The 12,707-nt window shown below is 56.5% G+C and carries 11 protein-coding genes; 6 read left to right on the forward strand and 5 right to left on the reverse strand.

Translation table 11 applies throughout. The features are described from left to right. The 5 genes from rbfA to FE795_RS05280 all read left to right on the forward strand — a co-directional run bounded on the left by rbfA (position 1) and on the right by FE795_RS05280 (position 5,050). Complete coding sequence (gene rbfA, locus FE795_RS05260; RefSeq protein ID WP_003802466.1) at positions 1-414, forward strand: 30S ribosome-binding factor RbfA; 414 nt, start codon at positions 1-3, stop codon at positions 412-414. A 33-nt stretch (positions 415-447) separates the two neighbouring features. Further along, on the forward strand, positions 448-1,200 hold the full coding sequence (truB, locus tag FE795_RS05265) for a tRNA pseudouridine(55) synthase TruB (protein WP_003802465.1): 753 nt from the start codon (positions 448-450) through the stop codon (positions 1,198-1,200). 3 nt (positions 1,201-1,203) lie between these two features. Further along, on the forward strand, positions 1,204-3,021 hold the full coding sequence (gene typA / locus FE795_RS05270) for a translational GTPase TypA (RefSeq protein ID WP_003802464.1): 1,818 nt from the start codon (positions 1,204-1,206) through the stop codon (positions 3,019-3,021). A gap of 365 nt (positions 3,022-3,386) precedes the next feature. Beyond that, on the forward strand, positions 3,387-4,577 hold the full coding sequence (locus FE795_RS05275; RefSeq protein ID WP_003802463.1) for an NAD(P)/FAD-dependent oxidoreductase: 1,191 nt from the start codon (positions 3,387-3,389) through the stop codon (positions 4,575-4,577). Positions 4,578-4,591: 14 nt separating this feature from the next. Then, positions 4,592-5,050: a DUF1641 domain-containing protein gene (locus FE795_RS05280; RefSeq protein ID WP_003802462.1), complete on the forward strand. Its 459-nt coding sequence runs from the start codon at positions 4,592-4,594 to the stop codon at positions 5,048-5,050. A gap of 75 nt (positions 5,051-5,125) precedes the next feature. Here FE795_RS05280 and hisM read toward each other — a convergent pair whose 3' ends face one another. From hisM to FE795_RS05300, 4 genes are all read right to left on the reverse strand, one after another. Continuing rightward, complete coding sequence (hisM, locus tag FE795_RS05285) at positions 5,126-5,827, reverse strand: histidine ABC transporter permease HisM (protein WP_003802461.1); 702 nt, start codon at positions 5,825-5,827, stop codon at positions 5,126-5,128. Continuing rightward, entirely contained in the window at positions 5,827-6,516 is a 690-nt protein-coding gene (locus FE795_RS05290) for an ABC transporter permease (RefSeq protein WP_003802460.1), read from the reverse strand. Before FE795_RS05290 ends, hisM begins: the two co-directional genes overlap by 1 nt. 16 nt (positions 6,517-6,532) lie before the next feature. Further along, a complete protein-coding gene (locus FE795_RS05295; RefSeq protein WP_003802459.1) occupies positions 6,533-7,324 on the reverse strand; it encodes an ABC transporter substrate-binding protein in 792 nt (263 codons plus the stop codon). Positions 7,325-7,426: 102 nt separating this feature from the next. Next, entirely contained in the window at positions 7,427-8,095 is a 669-nt protein-coding gene (locus tag FE795_RS05300; RefSeq protein ID WP_003802458.1) for an LOG family protein, read from the reverse strand. On the opposite strand from FE795_RS05300, the gene polA reads away from it, so the two are divergent. After that, a complete protein-coding gene (gene polA, locus FE795_RS05305) occupies positions 8,094-10,811 on the forward strand; it encodes a DNA polymerase I (RefSeq protein ID WP_219235838.1) in 2,718 nt (905 codons plus the stop codon). The genes FE795_RS05300 and polA overlap by 2 nt on opposite strands. 165 nt (positions 10,812-10,976) lie before the next feature. Here polA and FE795_RS05310 read toward each other — a convergent pair whose 3' ends face one another. After that, positions 10,977-12,641 carry a Na/Pi cotransporter family protein gene (locus FE795_RS05310; protein ID WP_059318791.1) on the reverse strand — a complete coding sequence of 555 codons (1,665 nt, stop codon included), beginning with the start codon at positions 12,639-12,641 and terminating at the stop codon, positions 10,977-10,979. Positions 12,642-12,707 lie beyond the last annotated feature (66 nt).

Raw genomic sequence — 12,707 nt, forward strand, 5'->3', positions numbered from 1 at the left:
ATGGCACGACACAAGTCCAAACCAAACCCAGGGCGCAATCTGCGCCTGGCCGACCAGATCCAGAAGGATCTGGCGGTCTTGATCCAGCGCGAGATCGACATGAGCCGCGCTGGTCTGATTACTCTGACCGGCGTGGAGCTGTCTCCGGACTACGCGCACGCCAAAGTGTTTTACTCGGTGCTGGGCGCCGAGCCTGAGGTCGCCCAGGCGGCCCTGACCGAGAAAGCCGGTTGGTTGCATTCCCTGCTGTTCAAGCTGCTGCATATCCATACCGTTCCTACTCTGCATTTTCATCACGACCGGCAGTTGGAGCGGGGCATGGAGCTCTCCAAGCTTATCGACAGCGCCAACCAGGCCGATAGCGAATTGACTGGCTCTGCGTCCAAATCGGACGAGCCGGACGAGCAGCCCTGACGCGGCTGTTGTTTCTTCACGGATTGACACACAATGGCTACGCGAAAACGCGGGCAGTTGATTGATGGTGTGCTGCTGCTGGACAAGTCCGACGGGATGTCCAGCAACCACGCTTTGCAGCGTGCCCGCCGCACTCTGGATGCCCGCAAAGCTGGCCATACTGGAACCCTGGACCCGTTTGCAACGGGCCTGCTGGTTTGCTGTTTTGGCCGGGCTACCAAAATTTCCGCCACGATGCTGGAAGCAGACAAAGCCTATGAAGCTACCTTGCAGTTTGGACAAGAAACCGATTCAGGTGACTTGACCGGCAATGTGGTGTCCCAGGCTCCGGCAGAGTTTGCCGGCGTCACCCTCGAGGCGCTGGAGGCAGTATTGCCTGCCTTTCGAGGACCCATTACGCAGGTGCCGCCCATGTATTCCGCGCTCAAGCGCGATGGCAAGCCCCTGTATGAATATGCCCGTCAGGGTATAGAGCTGGAACGTGAGGCACGACATCTCGTGATTCACGATTTGCAGGTGCAAGACTTTACGCCGCTGTCGGCACGTTTGTTTGTACGTTGCAGCAAGGGAACCTATATCCGGACCCTGGCGCAAGATATCGGACGTGCTCTGGGGTGTTTTGCCCATCTGACGGCCTTGCGCCGGACAGAATTAGGACCTTTTCATATCGACGATGCCTACACCCTGGACGGGTTGCAGGCGATGGAAGACCCGATGTCGGCCTTGCTGGCCATCGAGAGCTTGCCTACCGAGATTTTGCCCAAAAAACTTCAATCAGAAGGATGAGTTATGAGACGCGCATTGCGCAATGTGGCCATTATTGCCCACGTTGACCATGGTAAGACCACCTTGGTCGATCAATTGTTGAGACAGGCAGGTACGTTCCGTGACAACGAACATATCTCCGAACGTGTCATGGACTCGGGCGATATCGAGAAAGAACGCGGCATTACGATTCTGGCCAAGAACTGTGCCGTTGAGTACGAAGGCACTCACATCAACATTATTGACACCCCCGGTCACGCTGACTTTGGCGGCGAGGTCGAGCGTGTGTTGTCCATGGTCGATGGCGTGTTGCTGTTGGTGGACGCGGTCGAGGGCCCGATGCCCCAAACCCGTTTTGTGACCCGCAAGGCGCTGGAATTGGGTTTGCGTCCAATTGTGGTGGTCAACAAGGTGGATCGTCCTGGCGCTCGTCCAGACTACGCGATCAACGCGACTTTTGATTTGTTCGACAAACTGGGCGCGACTGACGAACAACTGGACTTTCCCATCATTTACGCATCGGGCCTGTCGGGCTACGCCGGTTTGACCGAAGATGTGCGCGAAGGCGATATGCGTCCTTTGTTCGACGCAATCTTGCAGCACGTTCCTCAGCGTGAAGATGATGTCAACGCTCCTTTGCAGTTGCAAATCTGTTCCCTGGACTACAGCTCCTACGTGGGCAAGATTGGTGTCGGCCGTGTAAACCGTGGTCGTGTCCGCGCTGCTCAGGATGTCGTTGTGAAATTTGGTCCTGATGGCGAAGTCATCAAGGGCCGTATCAACCAGGTTCTGAAGTTCAAGGGTCTGGAGCGTGTCTCGGTGGACGAGGCTGAAGCAGGCGACATCGTTCTGATCAACGGGATTGAAGAGCTGGGCATTGGTTGCACCGTCACGGACCCCGCCCATCCGGAAGCCTTGCCCTTGCTGCGCATTGACGAGCCTACACTGACCATGAACTTCATGGTGAATACCTCGCCCTTGGCCGGTCGTGAAGGCAAGTTTGTGACCAGCCGTCAATTGCGTGATCGTCTGGACCGAGAGCTGAAGTCCAACGTGGCTCTGCGCGTGAATGAAACCGACGACGATACCGTGTTTGAGGTATGCGGTCGTGGCGAGTTGCACCTGACCATTCTGATCGAGAACATGCGTCGTGAAGGCTATGAAATGGCCGTGTCACGTCCTCGCGTGCTGATCCGTGAAGAGAACGGTGTCAAGATGGAGCCCTACGAGCAACTGACGGTGGACGTCGAAGACGGCCACCAAGGCGGCGTGATGGAAGAGCTGGGTCGACGTCGTGGTGACTTGCAGGATATGGTTGCCGATGGCCGTGGTCGTACCCGTCTGGAATACCGGATTCCCGCTCGTGGCCTGATTGGCTTTCAGGGCGAGTTCATGACGCTGACACGCGGTACCGGTTTGATGAGCCATACCTTTGATGAGTTCCGTCCGATGCGTGAAGGTACGGTTGGCGAGCGCCGTAATGGTGTGCTCATCAGCCAGGATGATGGGGACGCCGTAGCCTACGCTTTGTGGAAGCTGCAAGATCGTGGTCGCATGTTTGTGTCGCCGGGTGATGCGCTCTACGAGGGCATGATCATCGGTATTCACAGCCGTGACAACGATTTGGTGGTCAACCCCATCAAGGAAAAGAAGCTGACCAACGTGCGAGCTTCCGGCAAGGACGAGCATATTGATCTGGTTCCACCTATTCGCCTGACCCTGGAGTATGCGGTGGACTTCCTGGATGATGATGAGCTGGTCGAAGTGACGCCTAAGTCGATTCGTCTGCGCAAACGTTACCTCAAGGAACACGAGCGCCGTCGCAGCCAACGCGAAAGTTAATCTTTCGGGTTTAGCGATACGAGAAAACGCCTGCTTGATGCAGGCGTTTTTTTTATCCTATCGTGCTTGAGTCCAAGCCTATTTCCAAAAGTATTAAGAAGCTGGAGTGCTCATTTAGACACTCCGGCTTGATTTTTTTAAACATCAATGGCTAAGGCGTTACCTATAGGAGTGAAGCAGTACCTACAAAAGGGGTAGCTTTTTTAATGCTCGCTTAATCTCTCTTTGATACGAATTGCTTGGGTGGATTACCAGGTTGGCGTTGCCCAGTCTCATTTATGACTGTGCAGCTACTTGTTTTCACTAGGTTTGTTGAGCACAGGCGGCAACGTTTGGTTTTACCTCTTTTTTTTAGGAGAAGACTGATGGTGCAGCATATCTTGATTGTCGGTGGTGGAATTGGCGGTACGATGACCGCCAATCATCTGGTGACCAAGCTCTATCCGGAAATTCGCACGGGCAAAGTTCGTATTACCCTCTTGTCCAATTCTCCCTGGCATTATTACAAGCCCGCTTTCATGTATGTGGCGTTTGATGCTTTTTTTCGGGACGAATTGCGACGACCGCAACTCTCCCTTTTACGTCCTGAAATTGATTTTCAGCTGGAAGAAGTCAGTGGTTTTGATTTTGCGGCCAGCCGTCTGCACTGCGCCAGCGGCAAGAAAGTAGATTACGACTATCTCGTGCTGTCGACGGGCTGCGTACCGGCTCCGGAAAAAATAGAAGGTTTGAAAGAGGGGGGAGATCACTTCTATCAGCATGCCCCCGCACGCCAACTGGCTGAGCGCCTGAGCAAGCTGGAAAAAGGCCGTGTGCTGGTCACAGTAACGTTCCCCAAAACTCATAACGTCCCCCATCAGTGCGGAATTGCACCGGTGGAAACCACGTTGATGCTGGACGATTACCTGCGCCGTCGCGGGGTGCGCGACAAGGTGGAGATTGCCTACACGTATCCCACCACCTCCCAGCTTCTGCGCAACTGCCTGTTCATGCAGAACGAGGTGTGTCAGGTCTTGCCGCCCATTTTTGAAGATAGGGATATCAAACATCAACGGGGCTTCACGTTGAGCCGGGTGGACCCTGAACGCAAGATTGCCTATTCCGAGGAAGGCGGGCAGGAGCCATTTGACCTCTTGATGGCCACGCCGCCGATTACCGCTGTGGCAGCCGTGCGGGATTCAGGGATCTCGCAAGCCGCTGATGATGAAGGCTGGGTGCCTACCGATCATCAAACCTTGAAGGTGCTGGGCCTGGACAATGTCTATGTGCTGGGCGACACGGTGGACTTGCCTATCAGCAAAGCCGGCGGCTCTTGCCATAATCAGTCACCCGTTGTGGTCAACAATCTGGCCTCGGAGCTGCGATTCGGGCGTACCAGTGACGAATACGACGGACGGGTGGTGGCGGTCGCTCAAATGGGGCTGGAGGGCGGCATGCCGCTCTGGTACGACTATAAGGAGGATGTGCATCCTACCCCGCCCACCAAGTTGGGGGGCCTGTTACGCAAGGGCTTTAATCGGGGTATTTACTGGGCTGTGGCCCGTGGCTTGGTTTAAGTCAGGAGAGACAGATGAATTCGGTATCGGATAAATCCTCGAACCCCGAAGATGCGGGTGCGGCTCAGAAAAAACCAACAGCCCTGGAAAGTTTGCTGGGAGAAGACCCTGGCATCAAGGGCCTGGACGAACTGATCGGCAAGATCGAGCCATTGCTGGCCGGTGGTCGCCTGAATCGGGTAGTGGATGCGGTGTCCCTGCTGGCCGATCTGGTGGATATGACGGACGACTACATGCTTGAAAAGCTCATGAAGGGCTTTGAGGAGGGCATAGGAGCCGCCTGGTCGGTTGGAAATGCGGCACGTATGGCTTCGGACCAGGTGCGGGCTACGGAGACCACACCGACCCTGATGGGGCTTATACGCCTGGCCAAGGAGCCGGAAGTGCGTCGTGGTCTGACTTTCTTTCTGATGATGGCCGGTGTGATGGGACGCCAGATGCGTTATCAGAATCTGGATCACACGGGGGACTGATGCGATAGCTGTATCGTTAAAGAAAAATGGGCCGCTTTTGCAAGCGGCCCATTTTTTTGCTCAGCATCTCAGCGGTCAGTGATTCAAAAACGCCATTTGGCGCTTTTCCACAATCCGGAAAATACCGACCAGAATGAAGGACACGCACAGGTAAATCAGGGCGGCGATCCCATAGGAGGTAAAAGTCTGGTACGTGGCCGCATTGGCATCACGCGCGATCTTGAGCAGGTCAGGAACCGTGGCGGTAAAGGCCAGCGAGGTGGCGTGCAGCATCAAGACAACCTCGTTGCTGTAGGCAGGCAGAACGCGGCGCAAGGCTTGCGGCAAAATCACCCGGCGGTATAGTGTCCAGCCCGACATGCCATAGGCACGGGCGGACTCGATCTCACCGGGCGGCATGGAGCGGATGGCCCCCGCAAAAATCTCGGTGGTGTAGCCGACAGTATTGAGGGTCAGGGCCAAAATCATGCAATTGAAGCCGCTCATGAAAAAAGCTTCCAGTGCCGGCACGGATTTGACGATGGCCAGCTTGTACATGGCGGTATAGATCAGCAGGATCTGTACGTACAGCGGCGTACCCCGGAAAAAGTAGGTGAAGGCGCCGATGGGACGCGACAGCCAGGCTTTGCCCGACACCCGGCCAATGGCCATGAAGATCGACAGGAAAAAACCGATGGTGACCGAGATTACCAACAGCCACAGCGTCATGGCCAGGCCCGAGAGCTGCCCGTTGCTTTGATAAAGGTAGGCGCGCCAGAATTCGTTCAGGACATCCATTAGAACTGCGCTCCTTTTACGCCGATGTTATAGCGTCGCTCCAGGTAGCTCAGCCCGATGTTGCTGACTGCGGTCAGGCCCAGATAGATCAGGGCGGTCAGGCCCACAAACAAGAAAGAGTTGAAGGTGGCGTTGCCGGCATTCTGGGCAATCTTGACCACGTCGCTCAGGCCGATCAGCGATACCAGGGCAGTGGATTTAAGCAGAATCTGCCAGTTGTTGCCCAGTCCGGGCAGAGCGTAGCGCATCATTTGAGGGATCTGTATGCGGTGCAATATTTGCCAGGCGCTCCAGCCACAGGCTTTGCCAGCTTCCATCTGGCCTTTGGGGATGGCCATCAGGGCGCCCCGGAAGGTCTCGGCAAAATAGGCGCCATAAATAAAGCCCAGAGTGACCACTCCGGCGCCGAAGGGATCGATCTCGATCATGTCCCATTCCAGCCAGTCGGTCAGCTCGTTCAGCCAGATTTGCAGGCTGAAAAAGAACAACATCAAAAGCACCAGATCCGGGACACCCCGGATCAGGGTGGTGTACAAACCGCCCAGCCCTCTTAGCAGCGAGGTGCGGGACAGTTTCATCAGGGCAGCCACCAGGCCAAGCAGCAGGGAAACCAGCAGCGAGAGTACCGCCAGCTTGATGGTTTCCCAGGTGCCCGCCAGCAACTGCGGCCCATAACCGTAAAGCAGCATGGTTCAGATATCCAGGTCAGGGCGCAATGCGAATGTTGTCTTTTTGGAAGTATTTGTCGGCAAAGGCCTGCATGGTGCCATCGGCTTTCATTTCGCGCAGAACTTCATCAACGGTTTTCTTGAGTTTTTTGTTGCCTTTGCGAATGCCCATGGCAATCGGTTCGTTCAAAATAGGGCTGTCATCGACGGTACTGCCGGTCAGTTCAAAGTCGGCGCCGGCCGGTTTGTTCAAAAAGCCTTCGATGGCGTTCTGGGCTTCCTGGAAGGTGGCGTCAACGCGGCCACCGGCCAGGTCATTGAAGGCGTCGGTGTAGCTGGGGTAGGCCACAATGGTGACGCCGTTATTGGCCCAGTTCTGGCGCGCATACGTTTCCATGGTGGTGCCTTGCTGCACGCCCACACGTTTACCTTTCAGTGATTCGGCGGTGGGCTCCAGGCCGCTGCCCTTGCGGGCGGCCAGGCGAACCGGCACGATGTACATGGGTTCGCTAAAGTCGATGACCTTGGCCCGCGCTTCGGTGGCCGTCATGGTGGAGTTGGCCAGATCGAATTTGCGGGCCTGCAGGCCGGGGATCAGGCTGTCAAAAGACTGATCGATCCACACGCACTTGGCTTGCAAGCGTTTACAGATCTCGTTGCCGATATCGATGTCAAACCCCTGCAATTGGCCGCTGGGGTCCAGGTATTCGAAGGGGGGGTAGCCTGCTTCAGTGGCAAAACGGATTTCGGATGGCCCGTCAGCATGGGCAACGGGCGCCAAGGCGGTGCAAAAAGCCACCATCAAAAGGCGGGCAAGGATTTTGTTCATGTGAAGGACTCCGGCAAATATCGACTAGCTTGTGGCATTCAATACAAATTCGGCCCTGCTGATGGAGGGCCGAAGAAAGACTGCAAATTTAACCCGGACGCCTTACTGGGGCAATGCGGGTTCCGCCCTAGGCAGCACGCAGCACTGGTTGATGTAGCCCATAACCTCGTCCAGATCATCGGTCAGGACCAGCAAATTCAGGTCTTTGGGGCCAATCAGGCCCAACTCCATCAATTGGTCACCAATCCATTCGATCAGGCCGGACCAAAAGGAAGTGCCGATCAGTACAATGGGTGCAGGTGGGACTTTGCCGGTTTGGACCAGCGTCATGACTTCAAACAGCTCATCCAGTGTGCCGAAACCGCCGGGCAGGGCAATGTAGGCCCAGCTATGCATGAAAAAGGTGGCTTTGCGCGAGTAGAAATACTCGAATTGCAAACTGTGCGTCTGGTAGGGATTGTTGGTCGTTTCGTGAGGCAAGCGTATATTCAGGCCAACACTTTGCCCGCCTGCTTCGTACGCGCCTTTGTTGGCGGCTTCCATCAGCCCGGGGCCGCCGCCTGCAATCAGGGTGACGCCCGCTTCGGCCAGACGACGGCCCAGCTCCTGGGCCAGTTCGTAGTAAGGATGACCGGGTTTGATGCGTGCGCTGCCAAAAACACTGACGCCAGCACCCATTTCTTTTAATGTATCGACCGCAGTTTGCAGTTCCTTCATGATGGTAGGAATCTGCTCAGAGGCCGGTAAACGGACGATTTTATTGTTAGACATGAAAAAAACCTTGTTGCTCGTTGATGGTTCCAGCTATCTGTATCGAGCGTACCATGCGATGCCCGATCTGCGAAACGCGCAAGGCCAGCCTACAGGCGCTTTGTACGGGGTCATCAATATGCTTCGTCGCCTGCTGCAGGATTATCAGGCGGACTATATGGTATGCGTGTTTGATGCCAAGGGCCGCACCTTCCGGGACGATCTGTACGATCAATACAAGGCAAACCGGCCTTCCATGCCCGATGACATGGCGGTGCAAATAGAACCGCTTCACAGAGCCGTGCGGGCCATGGGCTGGCATCTGATTTGCCAGTCCGGCGTAGAGGCTGACGACATCATCGGCACGCTGTCTCGCCTGGCCGCTGAAAACGGCATTGAGACGGTGGTCTCGACCGGGGACAAGGACCTGGCCCAGTTGGTCAATGAGCATGTCCGGCTGGTCAACACCATGAGTAACGAGAAGCTGGATGTTGACGGGGTGATCAGCAAGTATGGGGTGCGTCCCGATCAGATCGTCGACTATTTGATGTTGATTGGCGACACCTCGGATAATGTCCCCGGTGTTCCCAAAGTAGGCCCCAAGACCGCCGCCAAATGGCTGGGGGAGTACGGCAGTCTGGACGAACTGTTGCGTCACGCCGACAAAATCAAAGGTGTGGCGGGGCAGAACCTGCGCGACTTCAGTGCCAACTTTGAAATGACGCGCCAACTGGTGACCGTCAAGCTCGATTGCGAGGTACCTGGTTTTACGGGGGATTTCGAAGCTCTGGAACCGGAACCGCGTGACAAGGCCACTTTGCAGGACATTTACGAGACTTATGGTTTTCGGACCTGGCTGCGCGAGTTGACGCAGGACCCGGATCGTGTGCCTGCACAGGACAGCCGCGTCGAAGCGCAAACGCCGCAGGCGCCGACGGAGCTGGATTACCAGACCGTCACCACCAAGGAGCAATTGAGTTCCTTGTTAAGCCTGCTTGAAAAGGCGCAACTGGTGGCACTGGATACCGAAACTACTTCCCTGGACCCCTTGATGGCGCGACTGGTGGGTCTGTCGGTCTCAGTCAAGGCAGGCCAGGCTTTCTATGTTCCCGTCGCACACCGGGGTTCGCTGGACCTGGAGCAACTGGACAAAGACTATGTATTGCAGACCTTGCGGCCCTGGCTGGAGAATGCGCAGGCGGCCAAGGTCTTGCACAACGCCAAATACGATACTCACGTCCTGCTCAATGAGAAGGTCCATTTGCGCGGTATTCAGGACGACACCATGTTGCAAGCCTATGTCCTGCAGTCGCACAAGCGCGTCAGCATGGACGAGCTGGCCCTGCAATGGTTGGGGCTGAAAGGCACCTCGTATGAGGACATTTGCGGCAAGGGCGCCAAGCAGATTGGCTTTGATGAAGTCGAGATCTCAGTGGCTTCCCACTATGCCTGCGAAGATGCAGATTACACCTTGCGACTGCATCAGTGTCTGCGTCCTCAGCTCGCCCAGGAGACAGGGCTGGAGCGCATTTATCGGCTGGAGGTGCAGGCCTCGGAAGTGCTGACCATTGTGGAGCGCAACGGCGTCAAAATCGATGTGTCCACCCTGGCGCGTCAAAGTCACGAGCTGGGGCAGAAAATGCTGGAGCTGGAGAACAAGGCCTACGAGCTGGCTGATCAGCCCTTTAATATGAATTCACCCAAGCAAGTCGGTGAGATCCTGTTTGGCAAGCTGGGTATTCCCGTCGTGCGTAAAACGGCCAGCGGCGCGCCGTCCACCGATGAGGATGTATTGACCCGTCTGGCCCAGGACTACCCCTTGCCCCAGGTGTTGCTGGAGTACCGGGGCTTGGCCAAACTCAAGTCCACGTATACCGACAAATTGCCCAAAATGGTGAATCCGGACAGCGGGCGGGTGCATACGCGTTATTCACAGGCCGCCGTTATTACAGGGCGTCTGGCCTCCTCGGATCCGAATCTGCAAAATATTCCTGTACGTACGGCAGAGGGTCGTCGTGTCCGGGCTGCGTTTGTCTCCGAGTTGGGCAAGGTGGTGTCTGCTGACTATTCCCAGATTGAATTGCGCGTGATGGCTCATGTTTCAGGGGACGCCAATTTGCAGCAGGTGTTCGAGCAGGGCGGTGATGTACACACTGCCACGGCCGCCGAGATTTTCGGTATTCAGACCCAGGACGTCAGTTCCGATCAGCGTCGTGCCGCCAAGGCCATCAATTTTGGCTTGATTTACGGCATGGGGGAATTTGGTCTGGCCAGCAATCTGGGCATCACCCGTGATGCCGCTCGCGCTTACATCGACCGCTACTTTGCGCGTTATCCGGGTGTGGCCAGCTACATGACTCGTATCAAGGCCCAGGCTCACGAGCAGGGTTATGTGGAAACTGTGTTTGGCCGACGCTTGTGGCTGCCAGAGTTAAAGGGAGCAAAAGGGCCTCGCATGGCGGGCGCAGAGCGTGCTGCCATTAACGCGCCCATGCAAGGCACCTCGGCTGATCTGATCAAGATGGCGATGGTCGCGGTGCAACGCTGGCTGGAAGACAATAAGCTGCGTACACAAATGGTGATGCAGGTGCACGACGAACTGGTGTTTGATGTGCCCGAAGACGAGTTGGACACCTTGCGTGAGCATCTGCCGGGGCTGATGTGCAATGTGGCCAAGCTGGATATTCCACTGGTGGCGGAGGTAGGGGTGGGCGACAACTGGGAGCAGGCCCACTAAACGCGCACGCCTTAAGGCCAGGGCAGGCGGGTTGGCGCGTCTGCCTGTGCAAGCTTGAGGTCAGTAAAAAGGGCGACCTGGAAACAGGTCGCCCTTTTGTGTGCTCACGAGGCTATTTTGCGCTTGTCTGGCGCTGTGTTCCTGGTCACCTAAGGACTGGAGCGTTCAGTCGTCGTTGGAGCGTACCCGATTGGGAAGCAACTCATCGTGCTTGGCCAAAATGGGATAGGCGGCGGCACTGACCAGATACGAGTTGATTGTGCGCACGTCGCGCAAGATTTCCAGATACAGGGAGCCTTGCTCGGCCGAATCCAGTTGGCCGGCTTTGATCTTGCGAATATGGCGGTCGGCGGCGGCCACTTCCAGTTCGCGGAAAAAATCTTTCTCAAAAGCCAGGAAGCGGGCGGTTTTGACGTCTTCGGCCACAAACAGCGCGGCTGCCTGACGCTGATTGCGAATCAGCCTGTCCATGACCTTGCCAATTTCCGTCTGTTCTTCCGCTTGCAATATCCAGCCCTGTTTGCGCAACTTGGCGGTATGGCTGAGCAAGCCGTTCACGCTGATGGTGGCGGCATGCGAGATATTGGTCGAGAAAGTCAGAATATCGTTAAGGCGGCGGGTATCTTTCTTGTTCAGATTCTCCTGGTCCAGGCGGGCCAGATACGTGGTAATCAAAGGCTCCAGGCGATTGACGGCATTGCTGATATAGCGTGCGTGGTTAATGCTGTGGGTGCTGTTGTTAAGCATGTTCTGGCGTGCCGTATCCAGGATTTCCTGCAGCATGTCGGACAGGCGCAGGGCTTCCCTAGCTGCATTGCCCAGGGCCACGGCAGGGACTTCCAGAGCCGACTGATCGAGGTATAAGGGCAGGCCGGGATCGTCCGGGTCTGTGCGACGGGGCAGATAGCGACTCAGCAAGCGCGAATAGGGTTTGAGCAAAGGCAGGAACAAGGCGGCCACTGCCAGATTGAAGAAGGTATGGAAGTTGGCAACGGCGCGGGCCGGGTCATGGGTGAACCAGCTCATCAGATCGGGAATCCAGGGCAGCAGAATCATGCCTATCAGACAGCCGAACAGCCGGGTGCCCAGGTTGCCAATCGGCAGACGTTTGTTGGCGGGGTCTTTGGTGCTGCCGGCGCCTTCCAGAATCGGGTTGATGGCAGTGCCCACATTGGCACCCAGGACCAGGGCGTAGGTCAGTTGCGGGTCCATATGCTGGTGGCTGGCCAGGGAAATGATCAACACCACGATGGCAACGCTGGAGTGAGCGGCCCAGGTCAGCAGGGCGGCCAGCAACATGCCGGTCATGGGGCTGCCGGCCAGGGCTTCCAGGATGGTCTGCAGCAAGGGAGCATCCTGAATGGGCGAGAAAAGTCCCACCAGTTCATGCAAAGACAGCAGCAGCAGGCCCAGGCCGATAAAGACCCGTCCCAGATCACGGCGTCGTCCCGGCTCTTGCGAGCGGAACAGCCAAACACCCAGAAGAATCAGGGCAGGGGCCAGCGCGGTCATCTTGAAGGACAGCAATTGCACGATCAGCGTCGTGCCCACATTGGCGCCCAGCATGGCGGCCAGGGCTGGCACCAGGGCGACCATCCCGGTAGCGGCAAAGCTGGTAATCATCAAGCCAGTGGCGGTACTGCTCTGAATGGCTGCGGTAATCGCGGCGCCGGCAAAGAACGCGCGTCGTGGCCGTCCCAGTGCGTGGCCCATCCAGATGCCCAGCTCGGCACCGAATGCGCGCTGAACCCCGCTTTGCACCATGTGGATACCCCACAGGAGCAAAGCGATATAACCCCCGAAATCGAGAAGTGCGAAGATTTCTTTCATGGCTAAATAATAGCCCAGCGCCTCTTACAAGCGTGAGTCCCAGATTACGGACACACCGATTCGCTT

Origin of the sequence: Alcaligenes ammonioxydans (assembly GCF_019343455.1) — a bacterium.
Lineage (GTDB): Bacteria > Pseudomonadota > Gammaproteobacteria > Burkholderiales > Burkholderiaceae_B > Alcaligenes > Alcaligenes ammonioxydans.

Coding starts and splice junctions, on each gene's coding strand:
- rbfA (WP_003802466.1), top strand. CDS start 1: ATGGCACGACACAAGTCCAAACCAAACCCAGGGCGCAATCTGCGCCTG.
- typA (WP_003802464.1), top strand. CDS start 1,204: ATGAGACGCGCATTGCGCAATGTGGCCATTATTGCCCACGTTGACCAT.
- polA (WP_219235838.1), top strand. CDS start 8,094: ATGAAAAAAACCTTGTTGCTCGTTGATGGTTCCAGCTATCTGTATCGA.
- FE795_RS05295 (WP_003802459.1), bottom strand. CDS start 7,324: ATGAACAAAATCCTTGCCCGCCTTTTGATGGTGGCTTTTTGCACCGCC.
- hisM (WP_003802461.1), bottom strand. CDS start 5,827: ATGGATGTCCTGAACGAATTCTGGCGCGCCTACCTTTATCAAAGCAAC.
- FE795_RS05300 (WP_003802458.1), bottom strand. CDS start 8,095: ATGTCTAACAATAAAATCGTCCGTTTACCGGCCTCTGAGCAGATTCCT.
- truB (WP_003802465.1), top strand. CDS start 448: ATGGCTACGCGAAAACGCGGGCAGTTGATTGATGGTGTGCTGCTGCTG.
- FE795_RS05280 (WP_003802462.1), top strand. CDS start 4,592: ATGAATTCGGTATCGGATAAATCCTCGAACCCCGAAGATGCGGGTGCG.
- FE795_RS05290 (WP_003802460.1), bottom strand. CDS start 6,516: ATGCTGCTTTACGGTTATGGGCCGCAGTTGCTGGCGGGCACCTGGGAA.
- FE795_RS05275 (WP_003802463.1), top strand. CDS start 3,387: ATGGTGCAGCATATCTTGATTGTCGGTGGTGGAATTGGCGGTACGATG.
- FE795_RS05310 (WP_059318791.1), bottom strand. CDS start 12,641: ATGAAAGAAATCTTCGCACTTCTCGATTTCGGGGGTTATATCGCTTTG.